General features: G+C 40.9%; 20 protein-coding genes. 7 read left to right on the top strand and 13 right to left on the bottom strand.

From position 1 onward, the window contains the following. Positions 1-20: 20 nt before the first annotated feature. Positions 21-1,418 (bottom strand): DUF1822 family protein, encoded by a 1,398-nt coding sequence (locus FNW02_RS12950; RefSeq protein WP_191757951.1) that lies wholly within the window; start codon positions 1,416-1,418, stop codon positions 21-23. 346 nt (positions 1,419-1,764) lie between these two features. Between FNW02_RS12950 and FNW02_RS12945 the strand changes: the two genes are divergently transcribed. The 4 genes from FNW02_RS12945 to FNW02_RS12930 all read left to right on the top strand — a co-directional run bounded on the left by FNW02_RS12945 (position 1,765) and on the right by FNW02_RS12930 (position 5,465). Further along, on the top strand, positions 1,765-2,091 hold the full coding sequence (locus FNW02_RS12945; RefSeq protein WP_191757950.1) for a DUF6825 family protein: 327 nt from the start codon (positions 1,765-1,767) through the stop codon (positions 2,089-2,091). Positions 2,092-2,252: 161 nt separating this feature from the next. Beyond that, a complete protein-coding gene (locus FNW02_RS12940; protein ID WP_191757949.1) occupies positions 2,253-3,938 on the top strand; it encodes an ABC1 kinase family protein in 1,686 nt (561 codons plus the stop codon). A gap of 17 nt (positions 3,939-3,955) precedes the next feature. Further along, positions 3,956-4,690 carry a PP2C family protein-serine/threonine phosphatase gene (locus FNW02_RS12935; RefSeq protein WP_191757948.1) on the top strand — a complete coding sequence of 245 codons (735 nt, stop codon included), beginning with the start codon at positions 3,956-3,958 and terminating at the stop codon, positions 4,688-4,690. 577 nt (positions 4,691-5,267) lie between these two features. Continuing rightward, a complete protein-coding gene (locus FNW02_RS12930) occupies positions 5,268-5,465 on the top strand; it encodes an NblA/ycf18 family protein (RefSeq protein ID WP_162398757.1) in 198 nt (65 codons plus the stop codon). A 456-nt stretch (positions 5,466-5,921) separates the two neighbouring features. Here FNW02_RS12930 and FNW02_RS12925 read toward each other — a convergent pair whose 3' ends face one another. From FNW02_RS12925 to uvrC, 4 genes are all read right to left on the bottom strand, one after another. Then, the gene (locus FNW02_RS12925; protein WP_191757947.1) at positions 5,922-7,475 is read right to left on the bottom strand and encodes a serine/threonine protein kinase; all 1,554 of its coding nucleotides are present in this window, start codon (positions 7,473-7,475) and stop codon (positions 5,922-5,924) included. Between the two features lie 209 nt (positions 7,476-7,684). Further along, positions 7,685-8,134 (bottom strand): hypothetical protein, encoded by a 450-nt coding sequence (locus tag FNW02_RS12920; RefSeq protein WP_191757946.1) that lies wholly within the window; start codon positions 8,132-8,134, stop codon positions 7,685-7,687. Positions 8,135-8,515: 381 nt separating this feature from the next. Further along, positions 8,516-8,695, bottom strand: coding sequence for a replication restart DNA helicase PriA (locus tag FNW02_RS38580; protein ID WP_225225619.1), 180 nt, complete (start codon positions 8,693-8,695; stop codon positions 8,516-8,518). A 701-nt stretch (positions 8,696-9,396) separates the two neighbouring features. After that, positions 9,397-11,289, bottom strand: a complete 1,893-nt coding sequence (gene uvrC, locus FNW02_RS12915; RefSeq protein WP_191757945.1) for an excinuclease ABC subunit UvrC — start codon at positions 11,287-11,289, stop codon at positions 9,397-9,399. Between the two features lie 503 nt (positions 11,290-11,792). Here uvrC and FNW02_RS12910 point away from each other — a divergent pair. Then, complete coding sequence (locus tag FNW02_RS12910; protein WP_191757944.1) at positions 11,793-11,966, top strand: hypothetical protein; 174 nt, start codon at positions 11,793-11,795, stop codon at positions 11,964-11,966. A gap of 27 nt (positions 11,967-11,993) precedes the next feature. Here the strand turns inward: FNW02_RS12910 and FNW02_RS12905 are convergent, their stop codons facing one another. The 7 genes from FNW02_RS12905 to FNW02_RS12875 all read right to left on the bottom strand — a co-directional run bounded on the left by FNW02_RS12905 (position 11,994) and on the right by FNW02_RS12875 (position 19,924). Continuing rightward, entirely contained in the window at positions 11,994-12,416 is a 423-nt protein-coding gene (locus FNW02_RS12905; RefSeq protein WP_191757943.1) for a response regulator, read from the bottom strand. Between the two features lie 443 nt (positions 12,417-12,859). Continuing rightward, the gene (locus tag FNW02_RS12900) at positions 12,860-13,807 is read right to left on the bottom strand and encodes an NF038130 family PEP-CTERM protein (protein ID WP_191757942.1); all 948 of its coding nucleotides are present in this window, start codon (positions 13,805-13,807) and stop codon (positions 12,860-12,862) included. A 750-nt stretch (positions 13,808-14,557) separates the two neighbouring features. Further along, positions 14,558-15,835 carry an LL-diaminopimelate aminotransferase gene (locus FNW02_RS12895; RefSeq protein ID WP_191757941.1) on the bottom strand — a complete coding sequence of 426 codons (1,278 nt, stop codon included), beginning with the start codon at positions 15,833-15,835 and terminating at the stop codon, positions 14,558-14,560. A gap of 234 nt (positions 15,836-16,069) precedes the next feature. Then, positions 16,070-16,405 (bottom strand): thioredoxin family protein, encoded by a 336-nt coding sequence (locus tag FNW02_RS12890; protein ID WP_191757940.1) that lies wholly within the window; start codon positions 16,403-16,405, stop codon positions 16,070-16,072. Between the two features lie 176 nt (positions 16,406-16,581). Then, positions 16,582-17,358, bottom strand: coding sequence for a PspA/IM30 family protein (locus FNW02_RS12885; protein WP_191757939.1), 777 nt, complete (start codon positions 17,356-17,358; stop codon positions 16,582-16,584). Positions 17,359-17,520: 162 nt separating this feature from the next. Beyond that, entirely contained in the window at positions 17,521-18,264 is a 744-nt protein-coding gene (locus FNW02_RS12880; RefSeq protein ID WP_191757938.1) for a PspA/IM30 family protein, read from the bottom strand. Between the two features lie 325 nt (positions 18,265-18,589). Beyond that, positions 18,590-19,924: a hypothetical protein gene (locus FNW02_RS12875; RefSeq protein ID WP_191757937.1), complete on the bottom strand. Its 1,335-nt coding sequence runs from the start codon at positions 19,922-19,924 to the stop codon at positions 18,590-18,592. Positions 19,925-20,053: 129 nt separating this feature from the next. Between FNW02_RS12875 and FNW02_RS12870 the strand changes: the two genes are divergently transcribed. Further along, the gene (locus FNW02_RS12870) at positions 20,054-20,596 is read left to right on the top strand and encodes a DciA family protein (protein ID WP_191757936.1); all 543 of its coding nucleotides are present in this window, start codon (positions 20,054-20,056) and stop codon (positions 20,594-20,596) included. 571 nt (positions 20,597-21,167) lie between these two features. Next, positions 21,168-21,482 (top strand): hypothetical protein, encoded by a 315-nt coding sequence (locus FNW02_RS12865; RefSeq protein WP_191757935.1) that lies wholly within the window; start codon positions 21,168-21,170, stop codon positions 21,480-21,482. 128 nt (positions 21,483-21,610) lie between these two features. Here the strand turns inward: FNW02_RS12865 and menB are convergent, their stop codons facing one another. After that, positions 21,611-22,444, bottom strand: coding sequence for a 1,4-dihydroxy-2-naphthoyl-CoA synthase (menB, locus tag FNW02_RS12860; RefSeq protein ID WP_191757934.1), 834 nt, complete (start codon positions 22,442-22,444; stop codon positions 21,611-21,613). Positions 22,445-22,532 lie beyond the last annotated feature (88 nt).

Below are 22,532 nucleotides of genomic sequence, written 5' to 3'. Positions count from 1 at the left end.
TGCCGACCCCTTGCAGGCAGTTAAATCACAAAATTTCGCTTGGTACTAGCATCACCCAATTGAATTTGCACGCTAAATTGCTCTCCAGGTTTGCCACTAATATTTAGTTGAATACTCTTATTAGTATTTTTGGCTTGAACTTCTAGAAGGTTCTTGCCTGATGTATCAAGCACAATGCATTTAAGACCTTGTGGCAGAGTTTTACTGCTAATTGGATACACTTGTAGACGTATGTCTCTTTGGTGATCTGCTTTTGGCTGGACAGCAACAACTAAAGCTAATGAGTTAGCGATCGCTTGCATTTCTAAATCAATCTGCTGTGCTCGTAAAACTCCTTGATCACCAGTACCGCTTCTAGCAAATACTAATTTGTCTGTTTCACCCAAAACCTCTTCTACTGTCTGCCAACCTGCTTCAATTATATTTTGCAGCCATTGGCTTAAGTTAACTAATGTTTTATTTAATCCAACATTAGAATCTACACCTATCACATCTTGTACAGGAATACCTAATATTTCTGTCAATTGACCTGATTTAAAAAGATTATCAAGTTTATCAAGACCTTTTTGGGAACCATCAAAAACTAGCTCCATACAACCCTCCTCAATTCTTTGTAGTCTTATTGACCCATCATCCAAAAGTTTCTGAAGATGCTGAATAATCACTTCTAAACGTGCTGCATCTAGATTTTCAACGTCTAACTCTAGCTTAACTGTGCGCCTAGCTTCAGATGCCTGCGGCAATTGTGACGTTTGATATGAACGCCAAGATTCTTCTAAATCTTGAGTTTTTAATTTCTGTTCTGCTAAATTTATATTGATATTAGCTAGTAGCTTGACCTCAAAAATCTCGCGGATAAGTGGATTATGCTTAATCTCAGAAGTAAAGTTTTCGCGCACTTTTTCAAATAAACCTGTCTTAACCTTGGCTGCATAGCATTCAGGTATAAATTCCTCATTAAGTGCTTCTGCTATGAGTTTTTCCTTTACCGCTTGAACGCCTGTTTCCAATAGCTGACTTTCTGAGGTTAGTAGTGATGCAATTTCATCTAGGGATTTAAATGGTATGTCAACGTATTTTGCTTGCTTGACATGTTTTAGCTCTTTGACAAGCTGCTTCAGCTTTAAGTCTAGCCATTGAAGTTCATCCCGGTGCTCTGGTGGATAAATAATTACTGCTCGGTAGCGCTGCACAGGAGATAATTTAATTAGTTCTTTATGACATTCTATAGCAATAGTTTGGAGTGCCGATAGGAAACAAAGTTTAAGTATTTTTTCTAGTTCTTGATTAACTTGCTTGTCATTATGATGCAGGCGCTTCAAAACATTTTCAACAGAGGAAGCTATTATAAGTGCATCTACTCTGTTAGTAAAGATTCCTACTACAAAAGGTATTAATATTAACGTAAAAAGATCCATTTCTTTGTCTTTAATATTTTTTTAAACACTAAACTTTAATTAAAAATAATTGTCAAACTGTAGAAGTAAATGATTAGCAGCAAGTCATTACTGTGCGTGCTTGGTGTCGATACCGCCTTATACCCTCAGTAATAAAACTTAATGTTCTTAAATTACGACAAATTTTCCATTTATAACCGTAATTACCACATTATAAGTTTGATTTTGCCTTTAATTGCTTATTAAGTGGTAAAGAATGCTATCTAGACTCAAAAGTCTGCAACACTAAATTTCTAGCTCTACAGTAGAAGCCGCAATGCATACGGGCAAGTTATAATTCTCTTGCGGATAAGCGTAACAAAAATTTATGAGTAACCCCCTTGTGCAAGCCTTTTTCGTAGGCAGAGCAGTAGCAGAAGTGATTAATGAGCGACTAGAGGTCGCCTTGACAGATGCTTTGAGTGATCTGGGAAAATTTGATGCTGAAGCTAGAGAGCAACTGCGCCAGTTTACAGATGAAGTTTTAGAACGGGCAAATCGTGCAGCCGAAGCTGCCAATGCTGGTCAAACTACTACAAGTACTGGGCAACCCAGTTCCAGTTCAGTTGACTTGCAAGCAGATATTGACGAGTTGCGAGCAGAAATTGCCCTGTTGCGAACAGAATTGCAACATCATCGCAGAACTTCTGCATAAATCTAATTAAGTTAAGTCATTGGTCATTAGTCATTGGTCATTGGTCAAAAATCATAAAACGAATGACACATGACAAATGACACTTGAGCAAAAACAGTTTAGGAATCAGAGTGTTTTTTCTTCTAGGTGATTCAGTTACAAACCAACGGTAAGCAAAGCATATGGAAACAGGTTATTCAGACAAGGCATACCGTTGGAATCGGGAAAATTACTCTAATAGACGGCGCTTTGTGGACATTTGGTCTTTTGTCTTGACCTTACTGTTCAAGCTTTGGCTATACAACAAAAATTGGAGTTACACGGGTGGTGTGACTGAGGTAAAGCAAGCTGTAAGACGCAAAGCCCAAGCAGTCTGGATTCGCAGTACCCTACTAGACTTAGGGCCAACCTTTATCAAAGTCGGGCAATTGTTTTCTACCCGTGCTGACATATTCCCTATTGAATATGTAGAAGAGTTGGCTAAGCTACAAGACAAAGTGCCAGCATTTAGCTATGAGCAAGTAGAAGCGACTATTGAAAAGGAACTAGGTAAAAAAATTCCTGAACTGTTTCAGAGTTTTGAACCTATTCCCCTAGCTGCTGCTAGTTTGGGTCAAGTACACAAAGCTGTTCTGCACACTGGGGAATTAGTTGTTGTCAAGGTGCAGCGTCCAGGATTGAAGAAATTATTTGAAATAGATTTACAGATTCTCAAAGGAATTACCCGCTATTTTCAAAATCATCCTAAATGGGGACGAGGGCGAGATTGGATAGGTATTTACGAAGAGTGTTGCCGCATTCTTTGGGAAGAGATTGATTATCTTAATGAAGGTCGTAACGCCGATACTTTTCGCCGTAACTTTCGTGGCTACGACTGGGTGAAAGTCCCAAGAGTTTACTGGCGTTACACCACTTCTCGCGTGCTGACCTTGGAATATGTTCCTGGGATTAAAATTAGCCAATACGAAGCTTTAGAGGCTGCGGGTTTGGATCGTAAGGTAATTGCTCGTCAGGGCGCTCAAGCGTATTTGCTCCAGTTGCTCAATAGTGGCTTCTTCCATGCCGATCCTCATCCAGGTAATATTGCCGTTAGCCCGAATGGTTCTCTAATATTCTACGATTTCGGCATGATGGGGCGGATTAAGTCCAACGTGCGGGAAGGACTGATGGAAACACTGTTTGGTATTGCTCAAAAAGATGGCGATCGCGTTGTTCAGTCTCTCATCAATTTAGGAGCGATCGCACCAGTAGATGATATGGGCCCTGTGCGGCGTTCTGTCCAGTATATGCTGGACAATTTCATGGATAAGCCCTTTGAAAATCAATCAGTCGCGGCAATTAGTGACGACCTTTACGAAATAGCTTATAATCAGCCATTTAGATTTCCAGCAACCTTCACTTTTGTGATGCGAGCCTTTTCCACCCTAGAGGGGGTAGGCAAAGGTCTAGATCCAGAATTTAACTTTATGGAAGTTGCCCAACCATATGCAATGCAGCTTATGACCAATATGAATGGTTCTGAGGGGAATAGCTTTATCAATGAATTGAGTCGCCAAGCAGTTCAGGTAAGTAGTACCGCATTTGGACTGCCACGTAGATTAGAAGATACATTAGACAAACTAGAGCGGGGAGATGTACGGGTACGCGTTCGGTCTATAGAAACAGAACGCCTGCTACGGCGGCAGAGTAGTATTCAACTCTCAATAAGTTATGCTCTGTTAATCAGTGGTTTCACACTTTCAGCTACCATCTTAGTGGTTAACAATTATGTATGGTGGGCACTAATGCCTGGTTTAATTGCAGCAGGGCTTTCAGTGATCCTGATCCGACTACTTTTACGCCTTGACCGTTACGATCGGATGTATTAATTATTGAAGAAAAATTTATGAAACTTAATTTCACGGGTTCCAGTGATCCGGGACTTATTCGTTCTAATAATCAAGATGCTTATCATATCGACCCAGAAGGGCGATTTTTCATTGTTGCTGATGGAATGGGCGGTCATGCGGGAGGTGAAGAAGCAAGTCGCATTGCAACTCAAGAAATTCAGATGTATTTAATCGCGCATTGGCAATCTTCTAAATCTTCTCAAGAGTTGCTAGAGCAAGCTTTGTGGGGGGCCAATGAAGCAATTTTACAGGATCAGCAAAATCATCCTGAACGTGCTGATATGGGTACAACGATTGTAGTGGTAATTTTTCGTGCCCCAGAAGCACCTTGGTGCGCTCATGTTGGTGATTCGCGGCTGTACCGCTTCCGAGAGTCACAATTAGAGCAAGTAACAGAAGACCATACTTGGGTTGCACGGGCGATCAAAATTGGTGATATTACCACAGATGAAGCACGGATTCATCCTTTTCGTCATGTATTATCGCGCTGTTTGGGGCGTGAAGATTTGCATCAGATTGATTTGCAACCATTAGATGTAAAAGTTGGCGATCGCTTACTATTATGCAGTGATGGTTTGACAGAAGAACTTGTCAATCAAAAGATTGCTGGCCACCTCCAAGATACGCCGTGGGTTGACAAAGCTGCTCTCTCTTTAATTGAAGCTGCAAAAGAAGAAGGTGGACACGATAACATCACAGTTGTTATCGTTGCACTGGAAGATAGTCAATAGTTATTGATCATTGGTCATTAGCTACTTAGCGAAGGACAGCTGATGATTGGATTTTAGACAAATCCGGTAGATATACTCAGCAATTTGTTCAGGCTGAGCATTTTTCTTCTTTACAACTTGATACAAATATTTTTAGCCTCCAAAGTTATCTAGGGAGGCTAAATTTATATAAATTGGTGAATTGACTTCTTGCACCTTATAAGGTATGGCGAATATAATGCACGTTTAATACCTTATATTCCCCTTTCTCCTACAAGGGGAACATTAGCTGAACCTGTCCTTTTAAGAGAGGTTTGCAGAGGTAGAGAGTTAAGAAGGGAGTTCCAGCCTGAGTTTACAGAATCTAAATTTTCCCGAAATCTGCTCTAACGGACTTGGGATATATATCAGTAGAGTCAGGTGCAAGAACTCAAAGCAAAAAAATTCCACACTTAGGATGTGGGCAACCTGTCAAACACTTGTTATCTTTCTTAATACGGAAGAACAAATGTGGGACAGACAAAAGTCCAAATCTTAATCACGTTTGGACTTCTGTGAGCGATATCACCCTTTACGCGTTGTTTTTTCGGAGTTAATTATGAGTCAACCAATTGAATTATCCTTGGAACAGCAATTCAGCATCCGTTCATTTGCCACTCAAGTACAACACATGAGCCATGATCAAGCTAAAGACTTTTTAGTCAAGCTTTATGAGCAAATGGTGGTGCGCGAGGCAACTTATCAGGAGCTTCTTAAGCACCAGTGGGGCTTAGATTCCGGTTCCACTATGGCATAGAGTCTTTCTGATGTCGCAGTGGGCGACCTCCTTCTCTTGCTTAGTTCCAAGGAGGAAAAGAGCTGGGGATGCAGGGGCGTCAACTTCGATAAACAATTTCAAAGGCTGAGAATATAAAAACAAAGCGCAGGAGTTAAATTCACCATCCAAACTAAGACTTACTAAATATTTTGACTACATATTTACTGAAGTCCAAATTTACTAAAGCCTTTAGCTTAAATCTACTGGTGCATAAGCAAATCTCTCTCACGTGTCAGCATCATAATTTTTCATCCCCTGATATACGGTGCAGAGGAAGCTTTAATAGAGACTAGCTTTTGCAGCTAACGTTTTTACTCTTCCTACTTTTTATAACTAAAAATTACAACTCTATATATACATTATTTATAAAAGTTTACATTTTCTGAGTAATTACTCTAATACTACATATGCTCTATGTAATATTAAAATACTTTCTTAGCCAGAAAGGTCGTATGGAGAATCTGTATCAATTCCTTCCAGCTTTGCTAAAATTTGAGGCTTAATCTTTTCGTACTCGCTTTTGAGTAAGTTTTTACTAATTTGGGGATCGGCAGATGACACCAAAGCGTTGCTAGTTGTTACCCACTGTTGTAATCGTTGGCGTTGAGCAGGAGCAATACTGGAAAGTAGGATATGGGCACAGCGACTTGGTGTTTCTCGCGCAAAGAATAAAAGACGGTAGTAACCTTTATGCTGTAATAAGCGGGCAATTTCTTGACCAAGACTGGTTTTGAGATCAAGATAGTAGTGTAACCATTTAGCGCCATGTTTGCGGTTATAGATGACAGTAATCCACAGCAACATGGGATAGGGAATAGAGATAAAAAGAAATTGATTGTAGCGGGTACAGATTAAGCGCTTTTGAATTTCTTGTTGCTGTAGCATGACCCACAAGGCAGGTAAAACCTCCCTATTGATATGAATTGGCTGGGTAAATACAATATCGGCAATTGGTTTATTTTGGGGCCAGGAAATGGCACGAGCAATTTCATCGTTTGATAACGATAGCCGTAAATCGGCTTTCGTTTTTTGTTCAAGCTCAGTGCTAACTGTAGTAGTGGGAACTAGTGCATGGCTATCGTGCTTAATTTTGCGTAGATGCTCAGGCTGTTCTAGGGATGTTAAAATTTTAAGGATTTCATTGATTGTTTGAGGGCGATCGCTCGCTGGTTTGGCTAGGCAACTCATCACCAGCTTTTGTACTTCCTTTGGCAGTAATAATCCAGGGGCAGCCTCAGAAAAAGAACGTGGTTGTTGATAGTGATGTACTTTGTACCATGCTCCAAATGAGTGAGTTGGCGCAACCAGTGGCATCTTGCCTGTAAGCATTTCAAACATCATTACGCCTAAACTATAAATATCGGCGCGGTTATCCAGTTCCTTACCCTCCATCTGTTCGGGAGAGGAGTAAGCCAGGGTTCCCAAATAGAATTTTGTATGATCGCCATCTGAGTGGATTAACTTAGCAATACCAAAGTCTAGAACCTTGACCAACTCCCCGAAACTAGAGTCTTGAATCACCAGCATATTGCTGGGCTTGATATCGCGGTGGATAATTGGGCAAATTGTGCCATCAACTGGGATGCCATTATGAGCGCACTGTAACCCCAAGCTAATTTGACGCACCATGCTAAGGAATCTTGGCAAAGCTAGTTGCTGCTTACGGACAATATTGTTTAGGCTTTGTCCTTGTAGGTATTCCATAACGTAGAACGGAGTGTTATTTTCATCTACGCCATAGTCCATTACTCGGACAATGTGGATGCTTTTTTGCCCCAGTAAAGCACAGGTTTTCGCTTCTCGCTCAAAGCGGTCTTGCAATCGCATCTTTTCATTTTGGATTGACAAGGCAAGAAACTTTACAGCAACGGGTACTCCTCCCAACAATACATCCTTAGCACGATAAACTCGACCCATTGCTCCAGTACCAATTAACTCCTGAAGCTGGTAGCGTTTGCTAAGTAAGCGACCAATGTTGGGGTCTGACATAGTAGAAATTTGACTCTAATGTTCAATAATAGTTTGGCGAGTCAAAGTCAGGGGTCAGAATTATAGAGAACTCCTGGCTCATTTGAGACAGCCAAATGCTTTGATTCTGATTTAGTTTGCCCAATTTTGAGCCAATAGTTGTTAATCAAAGGTTTAAGGGTCAAAAGCTACTTAGAGACTTTGAAAAAATGACAAATGGCAAATGACTGTTATGTTGACTGACGTTCTAGGCTAGCTTCCATTGTGCTAGTTAAAAAGTGACCGACTAATATACCACTGGTTAGGTAGTAGCTAGTATCATTGACCCGGAGTAGAGTTTCAAAGCCGCTACGACGCTGGCGATCGCCTAGTACCCAATAACGCTGCACAATGGTATCTGGGCCAATCCAGCCTTCGCCTTCAACCTGCCCTAGGAGATTATGCTGAAGTAAAAAAGTATACTGGCGTTCTCCATCATGCAGACGCCCTTTGTATTGCAACGAGATTTCTGAGCGATCGCTATTACCTGGAAATATCAGCTTTGTGGCCATAGTAAACCAGTTATCTCGATTCCAAGCCACTAAAGTCATGCCCTTGACGCTGATTGGCAAGCCATTACGTTCCAGCCAGCTTCCTTGCATTGTCCAGCGTCCTGGTTCCAATAAAAAAGTATGAGCCACCTTCTACATTCCCTGTCTTGATCCATTGACGCCAAGACTACAGTTATAGCAGTGCTGAGACACCAATACTTCTCGGTTAAAGAGTAGAGCAGAAAGGGAAAAGCTTAGATTTATTTTATCCCTACCCTTTAGCCTTTAACCTTCTCTTAAACTACAAGAGAGCTAAAGAGTGAATATCCTTAAAAGTATTAGCTGAGAGACTAAACTTTTGCATGACCCAAGCCGCTCAAAAGATAATGTCAAGCCTAATACGTAATAGACTTGACATTATCTTTTATAACTAGCACCTGTAGTTACTTTTAGTTTCTAAAGTCAAACTTGATATAGATTTTAAATAAGTTTATTAAAAATTAGAGAAAATGATTCTCCAATTTTTAATTTTTAATGGTGTGCGTGAATTCCTGGGGCATAAGCCTCAAGGACTCTGCCAGTACGAGTGCAAGTAATCATTAAATAATCACAACTTGGGCACTGCGTTCGAGTTAATTGACTATCAAAAATATAATAGCGTTCTGCTTTACTCCCACAGTTTGGGCAATGAATCTTTTGTACTATCTGCATTTTAAAACCCCTGGTTGTGATTATTATTTTGTAAAACTGGGTATTAAACCAGTAAAAATTCTGGTTCAATCCAACTTAACAAACTGCTGTGATATTTGGTTTATTATTTTAAACAAAATTTCAGGTTTGAAATTTTTTCATATCTTTGTTTATTATCTTATGATTTAGGTTATTTTATACTCTTACTTTAGACACATAAATAATTTTTTAATTAAATTTTGCTTAGAGATTCACTGATCCCTATGATTAATGCTTTGAGAGAGCCTTATTTATAGTTATTTCAGACGAACATAAAAAAAGCCGTTCTTGTATTCAAAAATCAAAACCCAGAAATTACTGTATCTTGAGTTACAAAATCTATGTCTTAAGATTTAGTTAACATTTGTCGGAAAAATTTATGAAATTAAATTTTGGTGAGATTAATTAATTAAAACTAACCAACTTCTAAACGATGGCTTTTTTTTGCTCGGAACTTCGAGAGCCGCTCGTAGCGTTTATGGAACTAAGTGAACTGTTGTTGAATACTGAGAATGTACTAGCAGCCCTGAAATCACTGAATCAGGATCTCGGTATTGGACAGCGCAAGTCATTCTTGCTATTAGTCTTCATACTCCTTAATATTCTTCGGTTAAACGGAAAAGGGTAAGGGGTGAATTTAAACCCTTACCCTTTTCCTAAACCACACCAGAAGTGAAGAGTTATCAAGAAGGATGAAAATAATCGTAAATTTCTTGAGCCAAATAAGGGCCAATCCCCGCAACTTCAGCGAGTTGTGTAGGTGTGGCCTGCCGAATATAATCAACTGAGCGAAAATGCCCCAATAGCTGCTTTTGTCGATGGTGTCCCAAACCGGGGATTTCATCTAAACGCGAGCGCTTTAACTTGTCAGTGCGTTGCTGGCGATGAAAACTCACTGCAAACCTATGTGCTTCATCGCGTAACCGTCGCAACAACTGTACTCCTGGTTGTTCAGCATCAGTTGTCAAAGGTTTGGACTCTCCTGGTAAAAAAATCTCCTCTCGCTGCTTCGCCAAACTAACAACTCGCAAATCCTCTAATACATTCATCTCTTGCAAAACAGCAACAACTGATGATAGCTGACCCTTACCACCATCTATCATGATTAAATCAGGCCAGTCAGGATTACCCAAGCGTGGCAATTGTAAATCTGTAGAGCTTTCGCTGCCGCTATACTTGCGGAACCGACGCTGGATAACTTCAGCAAGACTAGCAAAATCATCTGAATGTCCCGCTGTGACTGTGGGATTTTTGATTTTGTAGTGGCGATAGTGCTGCTTAGCGGGTAAGCCATCAATAAACACGACTTGGGAGGCTACAGCATTTGACCCTTGAATATGGGAAATATCATAACCTTCGATGCGATGAGGTAAGTCTGGTAAATCGAGAATGGCGGCTAAATCTTGCATTGCTTGGTCATTGCGATCGCCCAATTTTTGCATTCTTTGCAATTCATACTGGGCATTTCGCTCTACCATCTCAATTAATTCTGCCTTAGTTTGGCGCATGGGAGCCAAAATCGTTACTTTTCTTCCTTTACGTTGAGTCAAAACATCCGCCAATATCTCCCCATCTGGTAAATCATGTTGTACTAAAATCTCTGTGGGTATTTCCACCGAGTCAGCTGTTTGGTAATGTTCCTCTAAAGCTCGTTGTAGAATAGCTCCTGGTTCTGCATGAGTATCAGCTACAAATGCTAGGCGTCCTACTAATTGTCCAGCACGAATCTGGAATAATTGAATGCACGCGTGTTTATCATCAGCTGCCAGTGCGATCGCATCCCGTGAAACTGTATCATCTGGTAGCGACACTTTTTGATTTGCATTTAGCGACTTTAAGCCAGCAATTTGATCGCGAATCCGTGCCGCTGACTCAAAGTTCAACCCCTCTGCTGCTGCTTGCATTTGTTGTGTCAAGATATCAATCAGTTCTTGAGTCCGACCTTGGAATACCATCGCTATTTTTTGCACAATTTTGCGGTATTCTTCTGATGAAATCAGTTGTTGACACACACCCGGACATCGTCCTAAATCATAATTCAAGCAAGGACGATCTTTGAACAGTGGTTGAGGTCGTTGTCTTAAGGGGAAAATTCGCTTGCACAGGCGTAATATTTCTCGCAATAGACCAGAATCAGTATAAGGGCCGTAAAATTTATCTTTTTCTTTACCTAATTGGCGCTTGCGGGTAATAAAAATCCGAGGATAGTCTTCTGACCAAGTAATGCATACATAGGGATATTTTTTATCATCCTTGAGCAACACGTTAAAGTAAGGCTGGTGTTGCTTAATCAAGTTTGCTTCCAGCGCTAGAGCTTCAGCTTCGGTATCGGTGACGATAAATTCAATTTCTGTCACCAGTTTTACCATTGTGGCTATGCGTTCGCTCTTATTGTACGCGTCTCGGAAATAGGAACGGACACGCGATCGCAATTTGCGTGACTTACCTATGTACATTATGCGATCGTTCTTATCCCGCATGAAATACACTCCCGGTTCCGGCGGAATTTCGGCTAGACGGCTTTCCAGTCTTTCGGGTTCTTTAATCAGTGGTAGTGTTTGAGTAGGTATTGTCACAACCAAAGTTAGGTAATCTTTCTCTATTTTAAGAAAAATTATTTTTTTATGCCGATTTAACAGAACATTTATCAAGTAAATATTAAGTATAAGTGTGTTTGAGTATCGTATTTACACTTAAATTTATAGTATTCTTAGGTGTCTTACATTCCTTCAAAGTCATACCTGTTTAAAATTAATACTATTAAGAAACTCCTAATTTATTTGATTGATCAATCAAATAAATTAAGTTTTAATATAAATATTCTATCTAGAGTTTGTCAATCACTTTTATTCTCAATACTAATTTTTAATAATAAATTTTTATAAAGATGGATTAAACTCTTAATTTTTATATTACAAAGCTAATCATGTTTTTATATGTCTTTTATTAATTAATAAGCAATATTTCGGATTTAAAATTTAACTTATAACATTAGGCAAATTAACGGATTGAGTAAATTAAATGTATGATTATGATTGTAGTTGTCACTTTTAAAGTTATTTAATATAACAATCTAACTATGAATTTACAAGATTTTGAATCCCAGTATCGTGAGTCTATGAGTGAAATGCTTAATGAATTACAAACAGCAGTTTTGCTATTAGCACAATTACAACTTAAAATTTCTAAAATTGGTAGTTCCGTACAAAATATGAGTGAGACTATTGAAGAGTTTATTACCCAAAACAAATAGAATAAATACGTTGTTAATTGGGCAAGTTCATACGTAGCGCTCAGTAAACTCTTCTTCTATGGTCAGAATCAGATTCTTAAGATTTACGGGTTTAACAAAGTAGTGACGTGCACCTAATCTCATAGCTCGTTCTTGATCAGCTTTAAAGGCAAAGGCTGAAACCACAATGATAGGTATTTTTGACAAACTTGGTTTTTTCTGGATCTGTTCTAAGAGCGAATAACCGTCAATATCTGGTAACTTTAAGTCTAATAACATTAACTCTGGCTGAAATTTTTCTATACTTGAGAAAAAAGTCGAGCCTTTTGACAAGCTTTGGACATCGTATCCATAATAACTTAGATAGTCACTCAACAGCATCCTATTAACATCATTATCTTCAAGTAGCAAAACCCGTCTTAATTGATGCAATTTTAATTGCTGATTTATGGTAATTAAATGTGCTGTCATTGCTGCCTATCTTTTTAGGTAAAAATTCGTAGTTTTTGCCAAAAACTCAAACAACATTGCATACAAAACTTAGAAAAATAAAAACATTATTTATTTATTTTAGATAAAAAATAAATTAAATTTTTGCTGCACTCCTGTGTTTAATGATATTATTTTACAAGACAAACATCAATAAAACTTAAGCTTTTCTTTACGTAATTTTTAGAATTTTATTTAGCAAACATTTAGTCTATTTTAGAAATTAATCCACCTCGTTTATTACAGTAAATTTTAAGGAATTTTACTATAATAAACGATAGAGAATTTTCTATCTAGAGAAGTTGTTATCTGGATATTAGGTAATTTAACCGAGGATAGAAATTATTTTATAGTCGTAAGAAAGTGCTCATGAAAAAAGGGAGCTTATAGCTCCCTTACTGAATGGTAGTATTTAAACGGCAGTTTCAAATAGACGCTTTTTTCAACTTGCGTTGTGTGGCGAAGACTCCAGCAACACCCAGCAGACCAAGTATGACTGAGGGTTCTGGCACTGCTGTTGGAGGCACACCTTTGATGGTAACTTCATAGTTGCCACTGTGAGACTTGCCATCAGCACCTAGTCCTGCACTGTTGGTTAGTCCACTTGCTGTAGCAGAAAAGCTGTAAAGGAAATCAGTTTTGTCATTGTAGGTAACTTTAACAACTTCACTGGCTTGGAAGCCATCTTTGAGAAAATTACCAAAGGAGCCTAACAGAGGAGCATAGTAATCTTTTAAATTGTAGTGACCGGCTAACCCAATTTGAATATCGCCAGTGGTGTCATTTTGATTAACGTAAGAGATATTAGGGTCGCTAGAGCGTTGGAAACCACCAATACCAAAAAATGCGTTAAAGGCTTGCTGGCGGATAAATGAGCTAGGGGTCAAACTTGGTAGACTCAGTGCCAATTTAATTGCAGATTCATTGGCTGTTAGACCAGCTGCATTATAAAATTGGTTAAACCAAGTATTTGCAAAGTTCTGTGCACCATAGCTTGTACTTAATCCTGACCCAGTACTAAACCAATCTGTTGCTGTCAGACTGCTCAAGGTAATACTTTTGCCACCAATTTGCCCTGTCAAGGTGGTGTTTTTACTGAAATCAAAACCTACTTGTTCACTGCTAGCTCGCAACTCTACATTTCCAGTAGGATTTCCAGAGCTTCCATCTAGGACTTTTTGCACATTTGCCTGGGAATTGGGTATGACAAAGGTATTTGTAGCGTTGGAATCATAGACTAAATAATCACTTGCTGCTGTTCCACCGATAGTTGCGCCGGTGAGCGTGCCAGCTTGTGCTGGCACAGTAGCAAGAGCGCTCACACCAATAGCTATTGAGGCACCAATTACAAATTTTTCAAAAGTTATTTTCATGTTTTTAAAGTCTCCGTCATTTAGGGAGTTAAGTTTTAAACTACTGCCGCTTCTAGGGTTTGGCTGCCTTGACTACAGACTTTATGGCAATACGGCCGCTTAAAAGCGTAACCAGCATTGTTAGCTGTGTTTGGTAGCTGAGCGTACAAACCCAGTTTATGAAACTGGAAGACCTGATTGGTAAAGCTGCTGTTGATTATCAATAAAAAGATGACTAATATTTTTATACTTTTATACGTTTAATTACTTAATTTAGTAAATAAAGCTAGTGATTAATATAACTCATAATTTTATATGAAATATTATAGAAGAGTTATACGGTTTCACCTTGAGGTTGGATGCCCGCTTGCAAAACCCAAATGTTTTGGAATATAACAGAGTGCTGAAGCGCGGATAGCTATGGTTTAGCCCGTATAAATCCAACTACTACCCTACGGGAAGCCGCTTCGCGTCTACAAGGCTTTGAGCAATCAACATTGTCCTAACCTATACTTCAACTGCTATATATGTTTGAAATTCAAATACTTTAGTAACGCAGAGATTGACACAAAAAAACACCAGTAGCGGTGGCTGGTGTCTTTTCTTACTTAGTGAGTAAAGCTTTGGCGTATCAATGTATTAAAGCAAGCTTTAGAGCATACTGCTGAAATAATTTGTAAGTTAAACACTCATTAGCTAAATATGAAGTTGTATTCTCAAGACGGTTTGTGCGATTAGAACCTTGGGGACGGTAGCCACTTAAGTAGAAGTTCAATTAAGAAACTCAGCAATTCGCTTTACAGCATTTTCTAGCAATGGTGGTTCATGCACCAAGGCAAAACGGACATACCCTTCTCCAGATTTGCCAAAGCCGGCACCTGGTGAAGCGGCTATACCAGTCTGTTTGACTAATTGAGTACAAAATTCTATGGAGTTTTGGCTCCAGGGTGAGGGCAACTTTGCCCAGATATACATTGTGGCCTTGGGAGTGGAAACGTGCCAGCCAATGTGGTGTAAGGCAGTAATGAAAGCATCACGGCGTTGACGGAAGGTAGCAACAGCAGATTGAACTCCAGTTTGCGGCCCAGTCAGTGCAGCGATCGCACCATTTAAAATACCTCGATATTGATTAAAATCAACTGCTGCTTTTACCTGGCGTAAGGCGTTAATTAATTGGGCATTACCAATAGCATAGCCAATGCGGAAGCCGCCCATATTATAGGACTTGGAAAGGGTAAAAAATTCAATAGAAACGCTTTTATCTGGGTCAGCTTGCAGAATAGAAGGGACTAAGGATTTTGGATTTTGCGGAAAGTTGCAAGGAGGGTTTCCCTCCGTGGCAAACTTTCCAAGACGGATTTTAGATTTTGGACTGTGATGAGAATTTTCCCACTCCCCAGCCTCAAATACCAAATCTACGTAGGGAAAATCATGAACCAAGACGAGATTGTGTTGCTGACAGAAGGCGACAGCTTCTTGGAAAAAAGATAATGGCGCGATCGCAGCGGTGGGATTGTGAGGATAGCTTAAAACCATCATCCGCGACTGGGTCAAGACGGGGGCCGGAATATCGGCAAATTCTGGCAAAAAACCGTTTTCTGCCCGTAGTGGCATTGGGTAAATTTGACCGCTGGCTAGGTATACTCCCCCAGCATGGGAGGGATAGCCTGGATCTTGCAACAGGGCAAAATCTCCTGGATTAAGCAATGCTAAGGGTAAATGGGCTGTGCCTTCTTGGGAACCAATGAGGGGCAACACCTCAGTTTGCGGATCGACTTTGATGCCAAATTTGTGTTCATACCAGTTGGCTGCAGCTTGGCGAAATGCTTGGGTGCCATTAAACAGCAAATAACCGTGGGTACTGTGATCATGTAGGGACTGGACGATCGCCTCAATAACGTGTGCCTCAGCTGGTAAATCAGAAGATCCCAGTGACAGATCAATTAACTGTCGTCCAGCTGCCAAAGCTGTGGCTTTGGCCTTGTCCATATCAGCAAATACATTGGATTGCAGAGGTTGTAAACGTTTTGCAAATTGTATGTTAGTCATTTGTCCTCTCTTACAAAGTTCTGATCTAAGGAAGCCTTAGCTCAGACTTTGCGCTTTGTCCTCTCTTGAAAAGTTTGATCCGAGGCTTCCTCTCTACGAGACGCACTCGCGTTCGGCTCAAACTTTTCGCTTTGTCCTACCCTGCGGGTACTCCTTGCTTATGGGACGCTCCGCAAACGGGGAACTCAAAGAGTAGCCGCTGGCGCGTCTAGATCATTTGCTAATGATTGATGACTAATTACTACTTAAGTGCGTATCTAGGAGGGTGAGTAATTTGTCTTTACCGATGACTCCCTCAGTGGATATTAAAACTTTCTCGTCTTGAATCAGTCTGAGAGCGGGTACGCCTTCCACTTGGTACTGCTTGACAGTTAGTGGATTTGGGTCAATTTCCATTTTAACGACTTTGAGGCGATCGCTATATGCGGTAGCAGCTGAGTTAATCGCTGGCGACATCAATTGACAAGGCCCGCACCAAGAAGCCCAAAAGTAAACCAATACTGGTAGATCGGCTTTCAATACTTCGGCTTCAAACTCAGCATCAGTTATGGTGATTACACCCTTACTCATTGCAGTCTCCATGAGGTGGCATTGATCAAAGTTGGCACACACAATACTTTATCCCAAACTGAGAGTCAGTGGTCAGTTATCAGTCATCAATGACAAAAAACAAACAACTGACAATTTATGCAAAATCCCACAACCAACAGGCGTGGGATTGACTTCAAATAAGTTTTTTGCCAATGTTACATTTGATCCAATTGCTTGCGTAGAGAATCCAACTCTGCATCAACAACTTCATTAGACTTAGGAGCGTTGGTTTCTTGTTGTGGCAGCAGTTGGGGCTGACTTTGGGGACTCGCAGGTGGTAGCATTTGCGCCTTCAACGCTGCCAATTCATCATCAACATCGCTACCAGATTCCAAACGTGCAAATTGGGTTTCTAAATCTGCACCTGCTAATTCTTGTGCGGACTGAGCACGGGCTTCTTGCATCAAGACTTTTTCTTCCATCCGCTCAAAGGCAGCCATTGCACTGCTGGTATTCATACCACTCACCATGCCTTGGAGTTGCTCTTGGGCTTTGGCCGTGGTGATTCTAGCTCTGAGCATTTCTTTCTTGGTTTTGGCCTCAGAAATCTTGCTTTCCAGCTGGATTAAGTTGCGCTTGAGGGTTTCTACTTGAGTGCTTTGCGTATCCAAACTAGCTTTGAGCGCTGCGCTGGTGTCAGTATAAGTCTTTTTGCGCTCTAGGGCTTGCCGTGCTAGATTCTCATCACCTTTTTGTAGGGCTAATTGGGCATTGCGCTGCCATTTATTAATTTCATTTTGGGCATCATTATACTGTTTTTCGCTGCGTTTTTGGGCAGCAATGGTCTGGGCAACTCCCTGACGCAACTGTACCAAGTCTTCCTGCATTTCCAGGATGGCTTGTTCTAGCATTTTTTCCGGATCTTCTGCTTTATTTACCAAGTCGTTGAGGTTAGCACCGACTACTCGCTTAATGCGATCAAATAATCCCATAATCTTGTTTTTCCTTGTGTGGTTTACGCGCTTTGTTAGACCGTTAGCTTTTTTACTTTTTAATAGCTACCTATTTCAATGTAATCTTTCCAGGTTGGATCAGTACCTCCCAACGACTCTTTAATATTAAGATATGTCCAAGCTGCGGTAATTATCCGAACTTCATGTTTCCTCAGATTTGGGTATCTGCTGTTGGGGAGGTAGCACTGTTCTCTGATTGCTCTCGGTAAGGAGACTGTCGTGCTGGGTATTTTCTGCTTGATTTAAAACCTGTACCTTCATTGCTGCTAGTTCAGCATCAACATCATTAGTAGATTCTAGTGAGGTAAATCGTTTTTCTAGGTCGTCGCTACTGAGTTGAGCGATCGCTTCTATTTGCGAAACTTTTTCTTCCATGCGCTCAAAGGCACTTAAACTGCTGGTGGCAGAAACTCCGCTGAGCATTTCTTGGAGTCGATAAGACGCCTCGGCAGAACGGGCGCGAGCAATGTACATATCTTTTTTGGTTTTAGCCTCGGAAATTTTTAACTCTAGCGTCCGCATATCCTTTTTTAGCCTAGCTACGATATCGTTCTGCTGCTCTATCTGAGCACAGAGGGCTTTGGCGGTTTCTTGGTAAGCCCGACGTTTAGTCAAAGCTTCCCGTGCTAGAGGTTCATTGCCTTGTTGCAGTGCCAATTGGGCGCGGCGATACCATTCTTCTGCTTGAGACTGGGTAGCCGTTGCCTGTCGTTCCGTGCGTTTTTGCGTAGCGATCGCTTGTGCTACACCCTGCCGCAATTGCACCAGATTTCCCTGCATCTCTAAAACAGTTTGTTCCAGAATCTTTTCTGGATCTTCAGCACTGCCTATCAAACTATTAAGATTAGCCCGAATTACTCGCAGGATACGCTTGATCAATTCCATGTCGGCTCTCCATTCCCGGAACTCAGCAATGAGTTTTTATAATTACTCATAACTGTATATGTAGATGCTTTGCCCTAACTTCAGTGTTGAGGACTGAGATTCCTAACTTTATGTAGGACTTAGCAAGTGACGCGGACACGGCTTAACTGCGCTATCCGCTCTGGACTTTTCGATCTTACTATTTCCAATAACTCTGAGCACCGGATAGAGGCGAACAGAAGTTTGGTGTCTGATGTGGACTTTTCAAGATAAACTTCCTCTGCTCAAAAGTTCGATGACTCATGACTCAGGACTGCTATCTCATAGTATCGTAGATTTTTGCAACTCATTGCTGCTGAATCCGTGCTTGAATTCCCTTTGCCTCTAGCTCTTGCAGCTTTCGTTGTACTTCCTTTTTAGACTTAACTGCACCTAGATAAATAAATTTTTGGTTACGTGATAAATAAGCATCAGGAACCGCTTTTCTTGCTGAGGCTAAAGCGTCTAATCCCTGATTATCCGTCACTATATGATAGTATCCATCTGCTGCCGGTTTGATTTCTGCATTCGATGGAGGGGTTGTGCTCGGTGATGGCGAGGTTTTTGCCACTGGGGCTGGAGACGAATTCAGATTCGGTAATGGTGTTGTGGCGATCGGATTTGTCGGTTGGACTGCGATCGGGTTAGGTAATGCTACTTGCGGATTTACAGGGTTTTGGGGAGCGACTGGATTGGGCACTGCAATAAGAGTTTGTTGGACTTGGGGCTTTAAGCCAACTACATCATTGGGATCTTTTACTTCTGGAAACTCTTTGGCTGCTAAATTGGGATACTTGGGTATAGGCGTGATCTCTGGTTGGGACTGAGGTTGAACATTACCCGAAATTTTTTCAGTATTTTCTGTTGTAGGAGACGCATCGCTGTTAAGTAATTTACTTAGATTTAACTGCGGTAAACTTTTAGGACTGAACACCACATAGCCTAAAGTTAGACTTGCTAATAATAGCAGTAGCATAGAGCCGATACCCAAAGGTGATAACAGACTGTCGTTAGAATTGCTTGGTTTCTTTGTTTCTGGTTCTTCTGTCAGACTTCGTAACAATGCTTCACTAGATTCTAGATAGTCATCTGGTTGTTTGGGAGTCTCATCCGGCTGTACAAGATTTTCACCTTTAGCATTCTTAACGACTGCTGGAACGATGCTGCTGGTATTGGGCGGAGGTGGTGGAGTTTGTGTTTTGGCATTGTCGCTGAATGGTGTCTTGAGATGAACCAGTTGTTCAGTCTTTACTGTAGTTAGGGCTGGGTTTTCTTCGGGATTTGTGGGTGTAGATGCAGACGGCGCGTTGGTCTTTACTGTAATTGGAGCTGAGTTCTCCTGGGGGGAACTTGCAGGTACAGATGTAGATGTAGGCGGTGCGTTGGTTTTTATTTCTGCTACTGATTGTTGAGTTGTGCTTGATGTGGTAGTAATGGCAGTAAACTGCTGGGGTTGACTGCTCATGTAACTCCCCGCACGTGGTTGGTTCAATGTCCTTGAAGCATTTCGTGTACGTCGGTATCGAGCTAACTCTTGATCTAGCTGCACCTCTAAACTCGCTAGTGCAGCTGCTAGTGCTGGTTTTAATTCAGGTGTTTTAGACAATTGAGTACTGGAATCGATCAAGGGGTTTTGAGTCATTGCCTCTGTGCCTCAAACGTAGACTATTGGATTAACTTTAGATACATTTGTGCCAATAGTAGCGAAAATTATTTATATATCATTCACAACAAAGAATGAAGGGCAATAGATAACTCAGCACTCTCAAAGATGTCGTTGAAATCAGTTAATAATATTTTAGGCGTTTTAGAAAAGCAGGCTCAATGGCAAGAGCAACCATTACAACGCTTGCTGAAGTGTTGGGCGGAGGTTGTTGGCACAGCCGTAGCTGCAAATACGAAACCATTGTCGATTCAGCGCGATGTTTTGTGGGTAGCAACTTCTAGCGCTGCTTGGGCGCAAAATTTGACTTTTGGGCGATCGCCTCTGCTTTTAAAGTTAAATCAAAAGCTGCCAACGCCTTTAGTGGATATTCGCTTCTCTACTGCCGGTTGGCAACATTCGTCAGTCACGAGCAAACAGCAAAAAACGGTTTTGCCATCTGAGCATCCCAGTTACCTTGGTGATGAGATGAGCCACCGTGAGGTTACATCAACTGTTAAGGACGCAAATAGTGCTTTTGAGCATTGGGCTAAGACAATGCAAGCGCGATCGCATGGCTTACCACTTTGTCCCCAGTGTCAATGTCCTACCCCACCCGGCGAACTCCAGCGTTGGGCTGTCTGTTCTTTCTGTGCCGCTAAGCAGTTATGAATAGAGTCAGAATTCTTGGGATGCGTTGGTTTCTCCAGATATACTTGATTTAACGAAGGATAGCGATCGCCTTTGTGCCTAAACACTCAACAACGAACTGGATTTAATATCAGTCCTAACCTAAGTTAATGGCAACACCATCTAGTAATTATTCATTGAACGTAATTTATTTTTAAGTAGCTTGCCACTGTTGCATAGAGAAATCCTAGATTATTTAGACAGATAATAATTTCTTATTAAAAGACGATCCCTACACACCATGATATAGACCAATTAATCCCGAACTGCATATTTTATGTCCTTCTTAAGGATGAACTTAAACAACTGGCTAAATCAAAATCTTTGTTTTTAGCTTTGATCCCTAATCAGTTTTAGCTAAAATTCCTACTTATAAAGTTTAGATCATTTAAAAATATAACAAGAATATAAAGACATTCTAAAGTTTATTTTAGAGCGGGGATCGCTAGAACCTATAGATAATAATGACTTTTTGCCTCTAATCCGTCTTTATATATAGAAGGAAAATAGAAGGGTGAAAATCAGCCAAAAACGGCGCTAAAGATGAACCCAAATGAAACCTATTAAATTTTTGACATCTGCCTGTCGATATTGCCGTCATTATCAGCCAGAGGGTCGCCGTGGTGGAATGTGTCAATTGTTAGGAGTACAAGTACAAGCAAGTTGGAAAGCTTGCTCTTTGGCGCTCCCACCTTTTGCACCTTCTTGGGAAACCTTAGAAGATGCTTGGAGTTTGCCAGATGCAACACCAGTTTTAGCTGCTTCTCAATCCTTAGCCTCAGATTTAGACAATGCTGCTCTAGCCACTTTAGAGGAAACAACTGCTTGCACCTCTGAACAGCTTAAGACTAAAGCAGTGCTTATTTAGCTATCCCATTATTACTCTAATCATTTTGTAGTCTGCTAAAAATAAGATTTGCTTTTAATATTTCTAGTGTTGTAAATTTTGACATTTGCAAAAATCGCACTCTTTAGTGAGGTGCGATTTTTGCAATTTTAAGGTAGCCAAGGAAAATCGCGAAAATTAGGTGGACGCTTTTCGAGAAACGCTTGTTTTCCTTCAGCCCCCTCTTCTGTCATGTAATAGAGTAGAGTGGCATTGCCAGCGAGTTCTTGTAAACCAGCTTGTCCATCACAATCAGCGTTAAATGCGGCTTTGAGACAGCGAATGGCGATCGGACTTTTTTCTAAAATCTCTTGTGCCCATTGAATACCTTCTGCTTCTAGCTGTTCTACTGGAACGACACAATTAACTAAACCCATTTCTAGAGCTTGTTGTGCATTATATTGGCGGCAAAGAAACCAAATTTCTCGTGCCTTTTTTTGTCCAACAACGCGGGCAAGATAACTAGCCCCAAAACCACCATCGAAACTGCCAACTTTGGGGCCAGTCTGTCCAAAAATGGCGTTATCGGCGGCGACAGTGAGGTCACAAATCAAGTGCAGGACATGTCCACCACCGATCGCATATCCAGCTACTAAAGCAATCACCACTTTTGGCATGGAACGAATCAAGCGTTGCAAGTCCAACACGTTTAAGCGGGGAATGCCAGTATCATCTACATAACCAGCGTGTCCTCGCACGCTTTGATCACCACCAGAACAGAAGGCGTATTTGCCATCAGTGTGTGGGCCAGTACCAGTAAATAGAACGACGCCGATATTAGTATCTTCACGGGCATCACAGAAAGCGTCGTACAATTCAAAAACAGTTTTGGGGCGGAAAGCATTACGTTTATGGGGACGGTTGATGGTGATTTTCGCAATGCCATCGGTTTTGTGATACAGGATGTCTTCGTAGGTTTTGGCGATTTGCCAGTTGATTTGCATTGGTATGGAGTGCGCTGTTGTGCTTGAGAATTTTATCGCGGACGTAGGGACAAGCGATACCTGCGGTGGGCTACGCCTACACTAAAAT

This window comes from Komarekiella delphini-convector SJRDD-AB1 (assembly GCF_014831675.1).
Classification (GTDB): Bacteria; Cyanobacteriota; Cyanobacteriia; order Cyanobacteriales; family Nostocaceae; genus Komarekiella.
Note: the sequence above shows the minus strand (reverse complement) of the source record. Positions and strands in the feature narration are given on the sequence as shown.

Coding starts and splice junctions, on each gene's coding strand:
- FNW02_RS12950 (WP_191757951.1), bottom strand. CDS start 1,418: ATGGATCTTTTTACGTTAATATTAATACCTTTTGTAGTAGGAATCTTT.
- FNW02_RS12945 (WP_191757950.1), top strand. CDS start 1,765: ATGAGTAACCCCCTTGTGCAAGCCTTTTTCGTAGGCAGAGCAGTAGCA.
- FNW02_RS12940 (WP_191757949.1), top strand. CDS start 2,253: ATGGAAACAGGTTATTCAGACAAGGCATACCGTTGGAATCGGGAAAAT.
- FNW02_RS12935 (WP_191757948.1), top strand. CDS start 3,956: ATGAAACTTAATTTCACGGGTTCCAGTGATCCGGGACTTATTCGTTCT.
- FNW02_RS12930 (WP_162398757.1), top strand. CDS start 5,268: ATGAGTCAACCAATTGAATTATCCTTGGAACAGCAATTCAGCATCCGT.
- FNW02_RS12925 (WP_191757947.1), bottom strand. CDS start 7,475: ATGTCAGACCCCAACATTGGTCGCTTACTTAGCAAACGCTACCAGCTT.
- FNW02_RS38580 (WP_225225619.1), bottom strand. CDS start 8,695: ATGCAGATAGTACAAAAGATTCATTGCCCAAACTGTGGGAGTAAAGCA.
- FNW02_RS12910 (WP_191757944.1), top strand. CDS start 11,793: ATGAATTTACAAGATTTTGAATCCCAGTATCGTGAGTCTATGAGTGAA.
- FNW02_RS12905 (WP_191757943.1), bottom strand. CDS start 12,416: ATGACAGCACATTTAATTACCATAAATCAGCAATTAAAATTGCATCAA.
- FNW02_RS12900 (WP_191757942.1), bottom strand. CDS start 13,807: ATGAAAATAACTTTTGAAAAATTTGTAATTGGTGCCTCAATAGCTATT.
- FNW02_RS12895 (WP_191757941.1), bottom strand. CDS start 15,835: ATGACTAACATACAATTTGCAAAACGTTTACAACCTCTGCAATCCAAT.
- FNW02_RS12890 (WP_191757940.1), bottom strand. CDS start 16,405: ATGAGTAAGGGTGTAATCACCATAACTGATGCTGAGTTTGAAGCCGAA.
- FNW02_RS12885 (WP_191757939.1), bottom strand. CDS start 17,358: ATGGGATTATTTGATCGCATTAAGCGAGTAGTCGGTGCTAACCTCAAC.
- FNW02_RS12880 (WP_191757938.1), bottom strand. CDS start 18,264: ATGGAATTGATCAAGCGTATCCTGCGAGTAATTCGGGCTAATCTTAAT.
- FNW02_RS12875 (WP_191757937.1), bottom strand. CDS start 19,924: ATGACTCAAAACCCCTTGATCGATTCCAGTACTCAATTGTCTAAAACA.
- FNW02_RS12870 (WP_191757936.1), top strand. CDS start 20,054: ATGTCGTTGAAATCAGTTAATAATATTTTAGGCGTTTTAGAAAAGCAG.
- FNW02_RS12865 (WP_191757935.1), top strand. CDS start 21,168: ATGAAACCTATTAAATTTTTGACATCTGCCTGTCGATATTGCCGTCAT.
- menB (WP_191757934.1), bottom strand. CDS start 22,444: ATGCAAATCAACTGGCAAATCGCCAAAACCTACGAAGACATCCTGTAT.